Source organism: Pseudolabrys sp. (assembly GCF_050250095.1).
Lineage (GTDB): Bacteria > Pseudomonadota > Alphaproteobacteria > Rhizobiales > Xanthobacteraceae > Pseudolabrys.
On sequence record NZ_JBFWPH010000001.1, the window covers coordinates 431,859 to 446,811 of the forward strand.

Genomic DNA, 14,953 nt, shown 5'->3' on the forward strand with positions numbered 1-14,953 from the left:
GTGTGTTGACGTGCCGGGGCGGGACCGGAGCGAGCGGTGCAGACAACCCTGATCGGACTGGCGATAGCCTTGATCCTGGCGCTGGTGACGGCGCTGGTCGGGCCGTTCGTGGTCGACTGGAACGATTACCGCGCGTTGTTCGAGAAGGAAGCGAGCCGGCTCGCCGGCATCGACGTCCGCGTCCACGGCAAGATCGACGGCCGGCTGCTGCCGTCGCCGCAGATTTCGCTGAAGGATGTCGAGATCGGCCGCGCCAATGCCGGCGGTATTCGCGCCGACTCGTTGGACATCGAATTCGCGCTCGGCTCGCTGATGCGCGGCGAGTGGCGCGCCGCCGAAATGCGGCTTGCCGGGCCGAGCATCCATCTCGGGCTCGATGCCGGCGGCCGCGTGCAGGCGCCGAGCCTCGCGCTCAATTTCGATCCGCAGGCGCTGTCGATCGACCGCCTCAGCATCGTCAACGGCACGCTGACCCTGAGCGACGCCGCGTCGTCGCACCGCGTGCAGCTGGATAAAATCTGGTTCAACGGCGATGTACGTTCGCTGCTCGGTCCGCTGAGGGGCGAGGGCGCGTTCAGCTATAACGGCACGCTGTTCCCGTATCGCGTCACCGCCGGCCGTTACGGCGGCGACGGTACTCTCAAGCTGCATCTCAACGTCGATCCCTCCGACGTTGCGATGGCGATGGAAGTCGACGGCACGCTGTTCCTCGCCGGTCTTGCGCCGCGCTTCGAGGGCGCGATGACCGTGGCGCGGCCGGTCGGCATCGCGCAGGGCGGACCGAAGGCGGGGCTGACGCCGCCGTGGCGCGTCGGCAGCAAGGTGAAGATTTCGCAGAAGCAGGCGCTGCTCGAACAGATCGACTTCAGCTACGGCTCGGGCGAGGACGCGGTGCACCTGTTCGGCACCGCGGATATGACGTTCGGCGCGCGGCCCAGGCTCAATGGCGTGATGTCGGGACGGCAGATCGATCTCGACCGCGTGCTGACCGGCGGCGATGCGGCGCCGGGCGAGCCGCCGGCGGTGCTGATCCGCAAGCTCGTCGCGACCGCCGCGGCCGCCATCAAGCCGGACTTTCCGGTGTCGCTCGGCGTCGGCGTCGATCTCATCACGCTCGGTGGCGCCTCGATCCAGAACCTGCGCGGCGATGTGTCGAGCCGCGACGGCGGCTGGCTGCTCGATCGTTTCGAGTTTCGCGCGCCGGGGCTGACGCAGGTGCGGCTGTCCGGCCGCGTCGCGCTCGAAGACAATGCGGTGACCTTCAAAGGCCCTGCCGATGTGACCTCGGGCGATCCGCGCCTGCTGGCGACCTGGCTTCAGGGCGGCAAGCCCGCCGCGACGGCGTCGCCGCGCCAGATGCGCGCGCGCGGCGATCTCACCATCGGTGCGACGCGGATCGCGATCGACGGGATGCGCGCCGAATTTGCCGGCGAGGCCGTGACCGGACGCCTTGCCTATAACTTCGCGGCGGCGGGCAAGCCGGCGCGCCTCGACACGGAATTGAAGGCGCCGCAGCTCGACATCGATGCCGTGCAGGGCTTCGTGTCCGCGCTTGCGCAAGGCGGGCCGTTCGAACGGCCGCGCGAGGTGTCGCTTTCGCTCGATATCGGCCGCGCAACGATGGCCGGCTACGAGGCGAAGCAGGCGAGCCTGCAGATGCATGTCGGCGAAAAGGGCCTCGAACTCGACAAGCTCTCGGTCGCCGACTTCGGCGGCGCGAGCATCGCCGCGCGCGGCACCATCGCGCTGGAGGGAAAGCCGGGCGGCCGCGTGACGCTCGACCTCAATGCGCGCGACCTCGGCGCGGTCACCGCGGCGATCGGCAAGTTCGCGCCGGAGGTTGCCGGACGCTTGCGCGAGTCTGCGCCGATGCTGGCGCCGGCGAGGCTGCAATCGACGCTGACGGTCGAGAGCACGGCGTCCGCCGTCAATGCCGGCGTCGTCGTCACCGGCACCGCCGGAACCTTGACGGTCAATCTCGACGGGCAGGCGACGACCGCCGCGCCGCAAGTGTCGCTCACCTCGCTGGCCGCCGCCGACATCCGCATCAAGGGCAAATTTGACGCCAAAGATAATGTGCTGCTGGCGCGTTTCCTCGGCCTCGATCATCTGCTCGCGACGGCGCGGGGAGTCGGGCAACTGACCTTCGACGCCTCGGGCAGTTCGTCGAAAGACGTGACGCTCGCCGGCCGCTGGACCGCGAAGGATGTCGATATCGCGCTCGACGGCCGCATGGCGTCGCCGCTGGGCGGCGAGACGAAAGCGGCCAAAGCCTCGATGACACTCAAGGTGGCGCGCGCCGATCTCTCGGGCCTGCGCGGCGGACTGGCGATGCTGGCCGAGCCGCTGCCGGTGGCGTTGACCTCGAAGGTTGCCGTCGCCGGGCCGGCGGTGCGGTTTGACGATATTGCCGGCACGATCGCCGGGCATTCGGTGCGCGGCCGCCTCGCGGTCGAGCGCGGCACGGCGCGCAAGGTGTCGGGCGATCTCAATGTCGGCAGCATCGACGTGGCGGCGCTGGTCGCGGCCGGCGCCGGGTTCCCGCCGCAGCTGGCGACCGGCGCAGGGTGGTCGTGGCCGGGCGACCCGTTCGGCGCGCCGCAACTCGACGGCTACAGCGGCAGCATTGCGATCCATGCGCCGGTGGCGCGATTGACGCCGGACTGGCAGTTGCGGGGCTTTTCAGCGGCGGTGCGCTTCGACGACAAAACCTTCGCGCTGGATAACGTCAGCGGGCGGCTTGCCGGCGGCCAGTTCGACGGTGCGCTGAAGCTGCGGCGCGGCGTGCAGGGGCTTGCCGCCGAAGCGAAACTCGCATTGAAAGGCGTCGATGCCGCCTCGCTGACGCCGGGCGCGGTGCGTGCGCCGGTCGCGGGCCGGCTCGGTCTGACGCTGACGGCGGAAGGATCGGGCCTGAGCCCGGCGACGCTGATCGGCTCGCTCAACGGCAGCGGCGTCATCACGCTCGAGGATGCCCGGCTCGCGGGGCTCGATCCGCGCGTGTTCGAAGCGGTGGCGGACGCCGCCGACAATGCCAAGGCCGACGCGAAGCAACTCGCCAATCTGGCCGGGCGTGCGCTGGACGCCGGCAATCTCAGCGTCCGCAAGGCGCAGGCCGATATTTCGCTCAGCGCCGGGCAGTTGCGCGTCAACAATGTCAGCCTGCAGGCGGAGGGCGCCGATGCCTCGCTGTCGGGCCGCTTCGATCTCAACGACGGCAGCATCGATGCCCGCATCGCGCTATCCGGCGCGGTCGAGTCCGGCATGCGGCCCAATCTGTTCGTCGCCTTGCGCGGGCCGGCCGCGGCGCCGCTGCGCTCGATCGACGCCTCGGCGTTGACCGGCTGGCTCACCATGAAAGCGATCGAGCGTCACGCCCGCGAGCTGAAAAAGCTGGAAGCCGAACGCGCCCGAGAGGATGCGCGGCGCGCTGAGGAAAGAGAGAACGAGAAAGCGCAGGCCGAGCGCGCCAAGATGGACGCCGAACGGATCATGGCGCCGAGCGTCCCGCCCGCCGCCGCGCCGAGCCTGCCGCCGCCGATGACGATCGCGCCCGCGCCGGCCCCGAAGGGGAAGCCCGCGCCGCGCGCGCAAAGCGCGCCGCCGCTCGGGCTCGCGCCCGCATCTCAGTAATCGATTGAGCTAGCCGGCGAGCCGGGTTTCGTTGCGGCGGTCGTCCTGCGGCAGGCCGGCCAGCGCGCGGTAGTGATCCAGCACGAAGAGCCGGATCGCCGACGACAGGTTGCCCTGCTTGCGGCCCTTGTCGATCGAGGCGACGAGATCGGACAGCGTGGTGCCCTGGCTCACCGCGATCTCCTTCAGGCCCTTCCAGAACGCCTCTTCGAGGCTGACGCTGGTCTTGTGGCCTGCGATGACGATCGAGCGTTTCACGACAGGGGACTTCATGCTGCGCCCCCACCGGTGTCGTTGCTGCTGTCGTCGCGGCGATGCCCGTCGAGCAGGCGGTCGGCCGCCTCGCGGCCGGCGTCGGCCCGGGCGCGATCCTTCCGCGAAATACCGTGCGCCAGGCGGTTCGCTTCCGCCTGTTTCTCGTTCTTTTGCCGTTCCGCCTGTTTGCGGGCGGTCCGCAGATTGATGATGTCGGCCATAACAGATAATCACCGCAAATCGTCGATTATTCCGTCGCACCGCCGCTGACGACGAAAAGTTACCGCTTGTATGCCCAAGAATTGGGGCCGATTCCGGGTCCGTACAACACACGGTTCGGTGATCGGCGCTTAATGCCGCACCGGCGGCAAATTCGTACCGAAAAGCGGGCATTTCGCGCCCGCAGAGCAAAATTCGTCTCCGAACGCCGTTCAGCGCGGGCCGGTCATCTTGTCCGGCCGCACCATGCGGTCGAAATCCCGCGCCGAGACGAAGCCGAGGCGGATGGCCTCCTCGCGCAACGTCGTGCCGTTGGCATGCGCGGCCTTGGCGATCTGCGCGGCCTTGTCGTAGCCGATGTGCGGCGACAGCGCGGTCACCAGCATCAGCGAGCGTTCGGTGAGTTCCCTGATGCGGACCTCGTTCGCTTTGATGCCGGCGACGCAATTGTCGGTGAAGGACCGCGCCGCGTCGGCGAGCAGCCGGATCGACTGCAGCATCGCGAAGGCGAGCACCGGCTTGTAGACGTTCAACTCGAAATGGCCCTGCGAGCCGGCGGTCATGATCGTGGTCTGGTTGCCGAACACCTGGGCGCAAACCATCGTCAGCGCCTCGTTCTGCGTCGGGTTGGTCTTGCCCGGCATGATTGAGGAGCCAAGCTCGTTGGCCGGCAGGATCAACTCGCCCAAGCCCGAGCGCGGCCCCGAGCCGAGGAAGCGGATGTCGTTGGCGATCTTGAAAAGCGCGGTCGCGGCGGCGGCGATCGCTCCGTGCGCAAACACATAGGCGTCGTGGCCCGCCATATGCTCGAACTTGTTGGGCGCGCTGACGAAGGGCAGGCGGGTAATCTTCGCCACGCGCTTCGCGAACGTCGCCGCGAATTGTTTTTTCGCGTTGAGGCCGGTGCCGACCGCGGTGCCGCCTTGCGCGAGAGGGTAAAGCTCCTTCAGGCCGAGCCGCACGCGATGCAGGCTCGCCTTCACCTGCGCGGCATAGCCGGAAAATTCCTGGCCAAGCGTAAGCGGCGTCGCATCCATCGTGTGGGTGCGGCCGATCTTGACGATCTTTGCGAACTCCCTGGCTTTGCGGTCGAGCGCTTCGTGCAGATGCGCCAGCGCCGGCAGCAGCAGATAGACGATGTCGGTCGCGGCCGCGATGTGCATCGCGGTCGGGAAACTGTCGTTCGACGACTGGCTCATGTTGACGTGATCGTTCGGATGCACCGGCGCGCGGGCGCCGAGCTTGCCGCCGAACGCGAGATTGGCGCGGTTGGCGATCACCTCGTTGACGTTCATGTTGGTCTGTGTGCCGGAGCCGGTCTGCCAGACCTTGAGCGGGAATTCCGCGTCGAGATTGCCATTGGCGATCTCGCGGGCGACGCGCATGATCGCGGCGGCGCGGCGGGCGTCGAGCGATTTCAGATCGCGGTTCGTCTCGGCGGCCGCCTGCTTGATGATGCCGAAGGCGTGGACGATCGCGATCGGCATGATCTCGGTACCGATGCGGAAATTCTCCAGCGAGCGTTGCGTCTGCGCGCCCCACAGCCGGTCGGCAGGAATGGCGATGTCGCCGAAGGCGTCGCTCTCGATGCGGGTGCGCGATGAAACCTTGCGGCTTTTGCGGGCGCGCGCCACCGGCGGCTACTTCTTGCGGAAGCGGTCGAGCTGGACCACCTGCGCGCTGCCGTTGTCGGGAGGCGCGGGCTCCGGCGCGATCTCGGTCGGCGGATTGGCCGGCGCCGGCACCGGTTTCTTGGCGGACTGAACCGGTGTGCCCGGTGTCGCGGTCTGCGGCAGGGGACGGCGGGGTCCGGCCTCCGCGGCCGGGGCGGGCGCCGCCGGCGTGTTCTCCTGACCTTCGACGATTTCCTCGAACTGCAGGCCGAATTGCACCGACGGATCGAAGAAGCTCTTGATCGCGTCGAACGGCACGGCGAGCCGCTCCGGCACGCCGCCGAAGGAGAGGCCGACCTCGAAGCCGTCATCGTCGACCGTGAGATCCCAGAACTGGTGCTGCAGGATGATCGTCATTTCCTGCGGATACTGCGCGCGCAGGCGCTGCGACAGCTTTACGTCGTCGGCCTGGGTGTCGAAGGAAATGTAGAAGTGGTGTTCGCCGGGCAGGCCCTTCTTCACCGCGTCGGCAAGCACGCTGCGCACGACGCCGCGCAGCGCTTTCTGGGTCAAGAGGTCGTATCGGATCTGGTCAGCCATCGGCAGTCCGGTCATTCCGGTTCAGAGATTCGCGAGGGACGATGCTAGCGCCCTCATGGCCGAAAGCCATCCCCCGGCGGGGCGGTTGTTCGGGCATGTCAACATTCCGTCACGCGGCCCGGCCGGTACGCTTATGTGAAAAGCGCAATGCGGCGAAAGATGGAAGTGGAGGCTTCTGTTGCCAGGTGCCTCCGAACCCCGCCTGCCGGAGCTTAACCCGTCAGGGCTTTAAGTCGGTCTTTCAGACTGCGTTACGCAGCCTGAGCAACCGGAGCATAGTTGTCGTTGGCAACTATGGAATGGCCCGATAACGGCGGAACCATGCCGAGCAAAAGCACGCCCTTTACGCCCTCGTCGATCCTATTTCGGCCCCGCCACTGTCGCCCGCCGCTCCGGAACCCGCGTTCCGTGAGCGACACTGGTGGAGCCGCCGGGTACTGCCCCCGGGTCCGATGGGTTTATTACGACGCCCGTTTATCGCCATAGCCGGATTGCTCCGGCGGGTTGAATATAGTCCTCAAACCTTGACGAAAAAAGAGCGCCGCGGAGGGTTTTCAGCCGGTTGGAAAGCCGGGACCGGGCCTTTTCAGGCGCTGACGACGGTGCGGCCGACCGGCCAGAGCGACAATCCGGCGAGTTTCAGATGCGCCCAGGCGAACGGGATGCCGACAATCGTCACGGCAAGGAGCAGGGCGACCAGCAGGTGACCAAGGGCGAGCCACCACCCGGCCAGCACCAGCCAGATGAAGTTGCCGATGAAACCGAGCGGGCCTGCGCCGATCCCCGACGGCTGCTCGATCACGCGGTGGCCGAACGGAAGTAAAGTGTAGAGGGCGATCGTCAACGCGGCACGGGCCCACGGAATTCCGATGATGGTCAGCGCCATGACGACGGCGGCGATCAGCCATGCGGCGGCCATCTGGATCCCGCCGAAGACGATCCACAGTACATTGAGGAGCAGACTCACTGGCGACATCGCTGGCTCCCGATTGGCTCTTGGTTGGCTCTTGCCTCGTCGTCGTCCGATAGTCTAGCAGGCGAACAGGCCGGGCGGAGTCCGTTCCGCACGGTGCTCAATTGAAAAATTGAAAAGCCGTCCCGCATGTCCAGTTCCACCTCATCGACTCAACCGGCGGGATCAGATCAACCGGCGGCACGGCCGAGCCTGACCGAACTGTTCTTCGCCTTCGTCATGGTCTCGCTGTCCGGCTTCGGCGGCGCCTTGCCCTGGGCGCGGCGCAAGATTGTCGATCAGAAGCGCTGGATGACGGCGGAGGAGTTCAATGAAGCCTTCGCGCTGGCGCAGTTTCTGCCCGGACCCAATGTGGTGAATTTCTCGGTGGTGTTCGGCACGCGGTTCGGCGGCGCGCCGGGCGGGATCGTCACGCTCGTCGGCCTGATGGGGCCGCCGCTCGTGATCGTGACGATCCTTGCGTGGCTCTACGACAGCTACGGCGGCGCGGACGTCATCGGCCGGATGCTGACCGGCATTCTGGCCGCCGCGATCGGTCTGATGATCGCGACCATGATCAAGATGGCGAAGCCGTTGTTCGCTCGCGGCCTGCATTGGTCGCCGGTGATCGCGGTGCTCGCATTTGTCGCGATCGGTCTCATGCACTGGTCGTTGCCGCTGGTGGCGATCGTGCTTGCGCCGATCAGCGTCGCGCTTGCCTGGGTGCGGCCGTGAACGACGACAGTCCTCTGACATCCTTGATGGTGAACTTCGCGATCCTGTCGCTGTTCGCAATCGGCGGTGCCAATGGGGCGATCCCGGAAATGCATCGCGTCGCCGTCGACATCATGCACTGGATGAGCGACCGGCAGTTCTCCGACGTCTTCGCGATCGCGCAGGTTTCGCCGGGTCCGAACGTGATGATCGTGGCGCTGATCGGCTTTCATGTCGCCGGACTTCCCGGCGCGCTGGTGGCGACCGGATCGATGGTCGGGCCGACATGCGTCGCGGCCTATGTGATGACGCGAATCTGGGATCGCTTTCGCACAGCGAAATGGCGGATCGCAATTCAGGCGGGACTCGTTCCCGTTGCGCTCGGGTTGATGGCGGCGAGCGTCTATGTCGTGGCCGACGCCGCCAATCCCGGCCCGGTCGCAATTGCCGTCGCGCTCGCCGCGGCCATTGCCGGATATACCGGACGTTTCAATCCGCTCTGGGTATTTGCCGGCGGTGCGATTCTGGGGTTGGCAGGCGGGCTCTGACGACGGTATCTCTGGGGCTCACTATCGGCACTCATGAGGCCGTGCTAGGGACGGACGCGGGGAATAGTGGGGCAGGGAGGACGTCTAATGGCCGACGGGGGACAAACCTCCGCGAACGGATCGGGTTTCCAATTCAAGATCCGTGCGCCGCGTGAGTTCTGGGGCGGAGTGGTGATGGTCGCGATCGCGTTGATCGCTTTCTACGCAAGCCGCGACCTGTCCGGCATGGAAGGCTTCCAGTTCGGCGCCGGCACCGCGCCCCGCATCGCGGCCAGTCTGCTTGCACTCATCGGACTTTGGGTTGCCGTCTCCGGCCTGCTTGCCGACGGACCGACGATCGAGCGTTACGCGATACGCGGTCCGCTCCTCGTCGTCGTCTCTATTCTCGGCTTCGCGGTGATGATCCGGTCCTTCGGTCTGGTCGTCACCACCTACCTGACGTTCATGATCGCGATCTTCGGCTCGCGCGAAATGCGCCTGATCGAGAGCCTGATCGCCGCCGCGGCGATGACCGCGTTTTGCGTTCTGATCTTTCACTATCTCCTGGAATTGCCGTTCGATCTCTGGCCCACGGTCTTGAACTAGGCGGGGGACCATCATGCAGGAACTTTTCGGCAATCTCGGGCTCGGCGTGCAGGTGGTCTTCCAGCTGGTCGACTGGAAGCTCAATTTCTTCGGCACTCAACTCATCGTTCCCAATGTTCCGATCAACCTCATCTTCTGCCTGATCGGCGCGCTGGTCGGCACGCTGATCGGCGTGCTGCCGGGGATCGGCACGGTGGCGACGGTCGCCATGCTGCTGCCGATCACCTTCGGCCTGCCGCCGATCGGCGCGCTCATCATGCTCGCCGGCATTTATTACGGCGCGCAGTATGGCGGCTCGACGACCTCGATCCTGGTCAACATACCCGGCGAAGCAGGATCGGTGGCGACGTGTCTCGACGGTCACGAGATGGCCAAGCAGGGCCGCGCCGGCGCCGCGCTGTCGATCGCCGCGATCGGCTCGTTCTTCGCCGGCTGCGTCGCGACCGTTCTCGTCGCCGCGCTCGGCGCGCCGTTGACGCAAGTGGCCTTGATGTTCGGCCCGGCGGAGTATTTCGCGCTGATGACGCTCGGCCTCATCTTCGCCGTCGTGCTGGCGCGCGGTTCGGTGCTGAAAGCGGTGGCGATGATCGTGCTCGGCCTGCTGCTGGCAATGGTCGGCACCGACATCGAAACCGGCGTCGATCGCATGACCTTCGGCTTCGTCGAACTGTCGGACGGCATCGGCTTCACCAACGTGGCGATGGGCGTGTTCGGCTTTGCCGAGATCATCCGCAATCTGGAAATGTCGGCGGAGAGCCGCGAGCTCGTCCGCACCAAGATCACCGGCCTGATGCCGACCCGGCAGGATCTGATCGATTCATCGGGCGCGATTGCGCGCGGCACCATTCTCGGCTCGCTGCTCGGCATCCTGCCGGGCGGCGGCGCGGTCGTTGCCTCCTTCGCCGCCTATACGTTCGAGAAGCGCATTTCCAAAAATCCGGAACGCTTCGGCCGCGGCGCGATCGAAGGCGTCGCCGCGCCGGAAAGCGCCAACAACGCCGCGGCGCAGACCACCTTCATTCCGCTGTTGACGCTCGGCATCCCGCCGAATGCGGTGATGGCGCTGATGGTCGGCGCCATGACCATTCAGGGCATCATTCCCGGCCCGCAGGTGATGATCAAACAGCCCGACCTGTTCTGGGGCATGATCGCCTCGATGTGGTTCGGCAATCTGATGCTGATCGTCATCAACCTGCCGCTGGTCGGACTGTGGGTCCGCCTGTTGCGGGTGCCGTATCGCCTGCTGTTCCCGTCGATCGTCGTGTTCTGCTGCATCGGCATTTACTCGATCAACAACGCGCCGACCGACGTCATCATCTCCGCGGCTTTCGGCTTGTTCGGCTACTGGCTGTCGAAGCATGACTTCGAGCCGGCGCCGCTGGTGTTGGCCTTCGTGCTCGGGCCGTTGATGGAGGAAAACCTGCGCCGCGCCATGCTGCTGGCGCGCGGCGACGCCAGCGTTTTTGTCACCCGGCCCATTTCGGCGGTGCTGCTGGCGATCGCGGTCGGCCTTCTGGCGCTCGCCGTGCTGCCGTCGATCCGCAAGCGCCGCGAAGAGGTCTTTGTCGAGGAGTGACGGCTCCGCGGCGCTTTTCGCCATAAAGCAGAGGCCCGGCCGCCGCTTGGGGCGGCCGAGGAGCGGGTCCGCCCTTATTCGTCCGTGAATAGCCTCTGCGTCCCGGTTGCCGGGAGGGGTAAACTTCCCCATCTTTCGACTCGACCGGAGTGTTTTCCAGCGAAGTGGGTCCGGGCCTTCGGCGGCCATAGCCGGCTTCGGCTGGCGACGGCCGGTTCGCGTTAGGAAAACGCGACAAACCAAAAACGGCAGCAGACGCGGCGGAGATATGCGCCAGTATCACGAGCTGATGGAACGCATCCTCGCCGAGGGCGTGGAAAAGCGTGACCGCACCGGCACCGGCACCCGCTCGGTGTTCGGCCACCAGATGCGTTTCGATCTGTCGGCCGGCTTCCCGCTGCTGACCACCAAGAAGCTGCACCTGAAGTCGATCGTCCACGAGCTGCTGTGGTTCCTCGCCGGCGACACCAACGTCAAATACCTGCAGGACAACGGCGTGCGCATCTGGGACGAGTGGGCCGACGAGCGCGGCGACCTCGGACCCGTCTACGGCCATCAGTGGCGCTCGTGGCCGGCGCGCGACGGCTCGACCATCGACCAGATCGCCAATGTCGTCGCCATGATCCGCCGCAACCCGGACTCGCGCCGGCTGATCGTGACGGCGTGGAATCCCGCCGACGTCGACAAAATGGCGCTGCCGCCGTGCCACTGCCTGTTCCAGTTCTACGTCGCGGAGGGGCGGCTATCCTGCCAGCTCTATCAGCGTTCGGCCGACGTGTTTCTCGGCGTGCCGTTCAACATCGCATCCTACGCCTTGCTGACGCTGATGGTCGCGCAGGTGACGGACCTCAAGCCCGGCGACTTCGTCCACACCTTCGGCGACGCCCACCTTTATCTCAACCATCTCGAGCAGGCGCATTTGCAGTTGTCGCGCGCGCCGCGCGCACTGCCAGCGATGCATCTGAAACCGGATGTTAAGGACATCTTCGGCTTCCGCTACGAGGACTTCCGCCTGGAAGGCTACGATCCGCATCCGCACATCAAGGCCGAGGTCGCGGTGTGAGCGTCGTTGTGCGGCCGGCGCGTCCCGATGACGCCGCGCTGATTTTCGCTCTGGTGCGGGAGCTGGCGGAGTATGAGAAATTGCTTGGCGACGTCGACGCCACCGAAGCCTCGCTTTCGCGGGCGCTGTTTTCCGCCGAGCCGCGGGTGTTCTGCGACATCGCGGAGTGGGATGGCGAGCCGTGCGGCTTCGCGTTGTGGTTCATGAATTTCTCGTCGTTCCGCGGCCGGCATGGCATTTATCTGGAGGATTTGTTCGTGCGCCCTTCGCATCGCGGCTGCGGCATCGGCAAGGCGTTGCTGGTCAATCTGGCCAAACGCTGCGTCGAGAAGGGATGGACGCGCTTCGAATGGTCGGTACTCGACTGGAATGCGCCGTCGATCGCCTTCTACAAGTCGCTCGGCGCCGCGATCCTCGATGAGTGGAAGATCTGCCGCGTCACCGGCGACGCGCTGAAGACGCTGGCGGCGCGGGGGTAGGCGGCATGGGCGTCATCGCAAGCAATGCGTTCAAGATCGTTCTGGTCGCCGCGATCGGCGAGAACGGCGCGATCGGCTATCGCGGCGAGTTGCCGTGGCGATTGAAATCCGACCTCAAGCACTTCCGCAATGTCACGCTCAACCGGCCGGTGGTGATGGGCCGCAAGACATTTGAATCGATCGGCAAGGCGCTCGATCACCGCACCAATATCGTGCTGACCCGCGACTTCAGCCTGAAGGCGCCGGGCGCGATCATGGTGACGACGCTGGAAGCGGCGCTCGGCATGGCGCGCGAGGACGCGCGCAAGCGCCATGTCGATGACATCATGGTGATCGGCGGCGGCGCTCTGTTCGAGGCGCTGATGCCGCGCGCGGCGCGCCTCGAAATCACGCATGTTCATGCGTCGCCGCCGGGGGATGTCTTCTTTCCCCCCATCGATCCGGGCGTTTGGCGGCAGGTTTCGAGCGTCGAGCACCCCGCCGGACCCGACGATTCCGCGCCGTTCGCGGTGGCCGTTTACGAGCGTAAATAGCGGCAAAACGCCACGTTTTAAGGCTTTGGCCGCGTTGTCACGCCGGGGCGGCTCCCCTATATACGGTCGTCGATGAGGCGCGGTCGAACGCGCGCGCAGGGAGAACGACTTCATGCCGTGGAGCAATCAGGGTGGCGGCGGAGGCCCGTGGGGCCAGGGACCGCGCGGCCCGTGGGGGTCCGGACCGCAATCGCAGGGACCGACGCCACCCAATCTGGAAGACTTGCTCCGCCGCGGCCAGGACAAGCTGCGCGATGTGCTGCCCGGCGGCAGCCTCGGCAGCAAGGGTTTCGCGCTGCTCGCGCTCGCGGTCGTCGCGCTGTGGGGCTTTTCCGGTTTCTTCCGGGTCGAGCCCGACGAACTCGGCGTCGTGCTGCGCTTCGGCAAGCAGGTGCGCGAGGTCCAACCGGGCCTGAACTATCATCTGCCGTATCCGATCGAGCGCGTGCTGACGCCCAAGGCGCTGCGCGTCAACAAGATCGACATCGGCATGCGTCAGATCGAGGATGCCCGCCGCGGCAACATCGTGCGCGACGTACCGGAAGAAAGCCTCATGCTCACCGGCGACGAGAACATCGTCGACGTCGACTTCTCGGTGCTGTGGAAGGTGCAGCCGACCGGCGTCGGCGATTACCTCTTCAACATCCAGAATCCGGAAGGCACGGTGAAAGCCGTCGCCGAAAGCGCGATGCGCGAAGTCATCGGCCGTTCCGAAATTCAGCCGATCTTGACCGGCGCGCGGCAGACCATCGAAACCGCCGTGCACGACCTGATGCAGAAGACGCTCAACGACTATGGCGCCGGCATCATCGTCCAGCAGGTGCAGTTGCAGAAGGTCGACCCGCCGGCGCAGGTCATCGACGCCTTCCGCGACGTGCAGGCCGCCCGCGCCGACCTCGAGCGCTCGGTCAACGAGGCGCAGACCTATGCGAACCGCGTGGTGCCCGAAGCCCGCGGCCGCGTCGCCCAGATCACCCAGGCCGCGGAAGCCTATCGCCAGCAGACGGTTGCCGAGGCGACCGGCCAGACCGCGCGCTTCCTGAAAATCTACGATGAGTACAAGAAGGCGCCGGACGTCACGCGCCAGCGCATGTATCTCGAGACGATGGAGCGCGTGCTCGGCGGCACCAACAAGATCATCCTCGACTCGGCCGGCAGCGGCGTCGTGCCTTACCTGCCGCTCAACGAGCTGAACGGCCAGCAGCGCCCCGCCACTTCTTCTTCGTCATCCTCAACCACGCAGACGGGACGGCGCCAATGAAACTCGGTGTAGTCGGCGGCGTCATCGTCGTCATCCTGGCCGTTCTGCTGTTCCTCGGATACAGCTCGGTCTTCACCGTCTCGCCGACCCAGCAGGCGCTGGTGCTCCGGCTCGGCAATCCGCAGCAGCCGCGCACGCAGCCCGGCCTGCACTTCAAGATGCCGATCATCGACAACGTCGTTTATATCGACAAGCGCATCCTCGATCTCGAAGCGCCGGCGCAGGAAGTCATCGCCTCGGACCAGAAGCGTCTCGTGGTCGACGCCTTCGCGCGTTACCGCATCAAGATGCCGCTGCGCTACTATCAGACGCTCGGCTCGTCGCTGGCGGCGAATTCGCAGCTCGCGATTATCCTGAACTCGGCGCTGCGCCGCGTGCTCGGTGAGGCGACCTTTACCCATGTCGTGCGCGACGAGCGCGCGGGGCTGATGAACCGCATCCGCGAACTGGTCGACAAGGAAGCCGCCAATTACGGCATCGAGGTCGTCGACGTGCGCATCCGCCGCGCCGATTTGCCGGAAGCGAACAGCCAGGCGGTCTATCAGCGCATGCAGACCGAACGTCAGCGCGAGGCGGCCGAGTTCCGCGCCCAGGGCAGCCAGCGCGCGCAGGAGATCCGCTCGCGCGCCGACCGCGAGGTCACGGTGCTGATCGCGGACGCGCAGTCGAAGGCCGAGCAGATCCGCGGCGAGGGCGACGGCCAGCGCAACCAGATCTTCGCCTCGGCGTTCAACCGCGATCCCGATTTCTTCGCCTTCTACCGCTCGATGCAGGCCTACGAGGCCGGCCTGAAGCCGAACGACACCAAGCTGTTGCTGAAGCCCGATAGCAGCTTCTTCCGCTACTTCGGCGATCCGTCCGGCAAGCAGGCTCCGGGCGCACCGGCGCAAGCCGGCGCGGCACCTCCGGCGGCTCGCTGATA

Annotated in this window: 15 protein-coding genes and 1 other RNA gene; 10 read left to right on the forward strand and 6 right to left on the reverse strand. The window is 66.2% G+C overall.

Annotation, left to right across the window (positions count from 1 at the left end):
• Positions 1–36 precede the first annotated feature (36 nt).
• On the forward strand, positions 37–3,633 hold the full coding sequence (locus AB7F10_RS02085; protein ID WP_428557935.1) for an AsmA family protein: 3,597 nt from the start codon (positions 37–39) through the stop codon (positions 3,631–3,633).
• Between the two features lie 9 nt (positions 3,634–3,642).
• Here AB7F10_RS02085 and AB7F10_RS02090 read toward each other — a convergent pair whose 3' ends face one another.
• The 6 genes from AB7F10_RS02090 to AB7F10_RS02115 form a co-directional block, all read right to left on the reverse strand.
• On the reverse strand, positions 3,643–3,906 hold the full coding sequence (locus AB7F10_RS02090; protein ID WP_428557934.1) for a ribbon-helix-helix domain-containing protein: 264 nt from the start codon (positions 3,904–3,906) through the stop codon (positions 3,643–3,645).
• On the reverse strand, positions 3,903–4,109 hold the full coding sequence (locus tag AB7F10_RS02095) for a DUF4169 family protein (protein WP_428557933.1): 207 nt from the start codon (positions 4,107–4,109) through the stop codon (positions 3,903–3,905). The genes AB7F10_RS02090 and AB7F10_RS02095 overlap by 4 nt, the downstream gene beginning before the upstream one ends.
• 210 nt (positions 4,110–4,319) lie before the next feature.
• Entirely contained in the window at positions 4,320–5,741 is a 1,422-nt protein-coding gene (gene fumC, locus AB7F10_RS02100) for a class II fumarate hydratase (RefSeq protein WP_428557932.1), read from the reverse strand.
• A gap of 6 nt (positions 5,742–5,747) precedes the next feature.
• Complete coding sequence (locus AB7F10_RS02105; protein ID WP_428557931.1) at positions 5,748–6,320, reverse strand: SspB family protein; 573 nt, start codon at positions 6,318–6,320, stop codon at positions 5,748–5,750.
• 164 nt (positions 6,321–6,484) lie between these two features.
• Positions 6,485–6,860, reverse strand: a transfer-messenger RNA (tmRNA) gene (ssrA, locus tag AB7F10_RS02110).
• A 46-nt stretch (positions 6,861–6,906) separates the two neighbouring features.
• Complete coding sequence (locus tag AB7F10_RS02115; RefSeq protein WP_428557930.1) at positions 6,907–7,296, reverse strand: YccF domain-containing protein; 390 nt, start codon at positions 7,294–7,296, stop codon at positions 6,907–6,909.
• Between the two features lie 126 nt (positions 7,297–7,422).
• Here AB7F10_RS02115 and AB7F10_RS02120 point away from each other — a divergent pair, with 126 nt between their 5' ends.
• The 9 genes from AB7F10_RS02120 to hflC all read left to right on the forward strand — a co-directional run bounded on the left by AB7F10_RS02120 (position 7,423) and on the right by hflC (position 14,951).
• Positions 7,423–8,007: a chromate transporter gene (locus AB7F10_RS02120; RefSeq protein ID WP_428557928.1), complete on the forward strand. Its 585-nt coding sequence runs from the start codon at positions 7,423–7,425 to the stop codon at positions 8,005–8,007.
• Complete coding sequence (locus AB7F10_RS02125; protein ID WP_428557927.1) at positions 8,004–8,534, forward strand: chromate transporter; 531 nt, start codon at positions 8,004–8,006, stop codon at positions 8,532–8,534. The genes AB7F10_RS02120 and AB7F10_RS02125 overlap by 4 nt, the downstream gene beginning before the upstream one ends.
• A gap of 87 nt (positions 8,535–8,621) precedes the next feature.
• The gene (locus tag AB7F10_RS02130) at positions 8,622–9,119 is read left to right on the forward strand and encodes a tripartite tricarboxylate transporter TctB family protein (RefSeq protein WP_428557926.1); all 498 of its coding nucleotides are present in this window, start codon (positions 8,622–8,624) and stop codon (positions 9,117–9,119) included.
• Positions 9,120–9,132: 13 nt separating this feature from the next.
• Positions 9,133–10,695 (forward strand): tripartite tricarboxylate transporter permease, encoded by a 1,563-nt coding sequence (locus AB7F10_RS02135; RefSeq protein ID WP_428557925.1) that lies wholly within the window; start codon positions 9,133–9,135, stop codon positions 10,693–10,695.
• Between the two features lie 268 nt (positions 10,696–10,963).
• On the forward strand, positions 10,964–11,758 hold the full coding sequence (locus AB7F10_RS02140; RefSeq protein ID WP_428557923.1) for a thymidylate synthase: 795 nt from the start codon (positions 10,964–10,966) through the stop codon (positions 11,756–11,758).
• Positions 11,755–12,237 (forward strand): N-acetyltransferase family protein, encoded by a 483-nt coding sequence (locus tag AB7F10_RS02145; protein WP_428557922.1) that lies wholly within the window; start codon positions 11,755–11,757, stop codon positions 12,235–12,237. The genes AB7F10_RS02140 and AB7F10_RS02145 overlap by 4 nt, the downstream gene beginning before the upstream one ends.
• Before the next feature lie 5 nt (positions 12,238–12,242).
• Positions 12,243–12,770 (forward strand): dihydrofolate reductase, encoded by a 528-nt coding sequence (locus AB7F10_RS02150; RefSeq protein ID WP_428557921.1) that lies wholly within the window; start codon positions 12,243–12,245, stop codon positions 12,768–12,770.
• 112 nt (positions 12,771–12,882) lie between these two features.
• A complete protein-coding gene (gene hflK / locus AB7F10_RS02155) occupies positions 12,883–14,031 on the forward strand; it encodes an FtsH protease activity modulator HflK (RefSeq protein WP_428557919.1) in 1,149 nt (382 codons plus the stop codon).
• A complete protein-coding gene (hflC, locus tag AB7F10_RS02160) occupies positions 14,028–14,951 on the forward strand; it encodes a protease modulator HflC (protein WP_428557918.1) in 924 nt (307 codons plus the stop codon). The genes hflK and hflC overlap by 4 nt, the downstream gene beginning before the upstream one ends.
• Positions 14,952–14,953 lie beyond the last annotated feature (2 nt).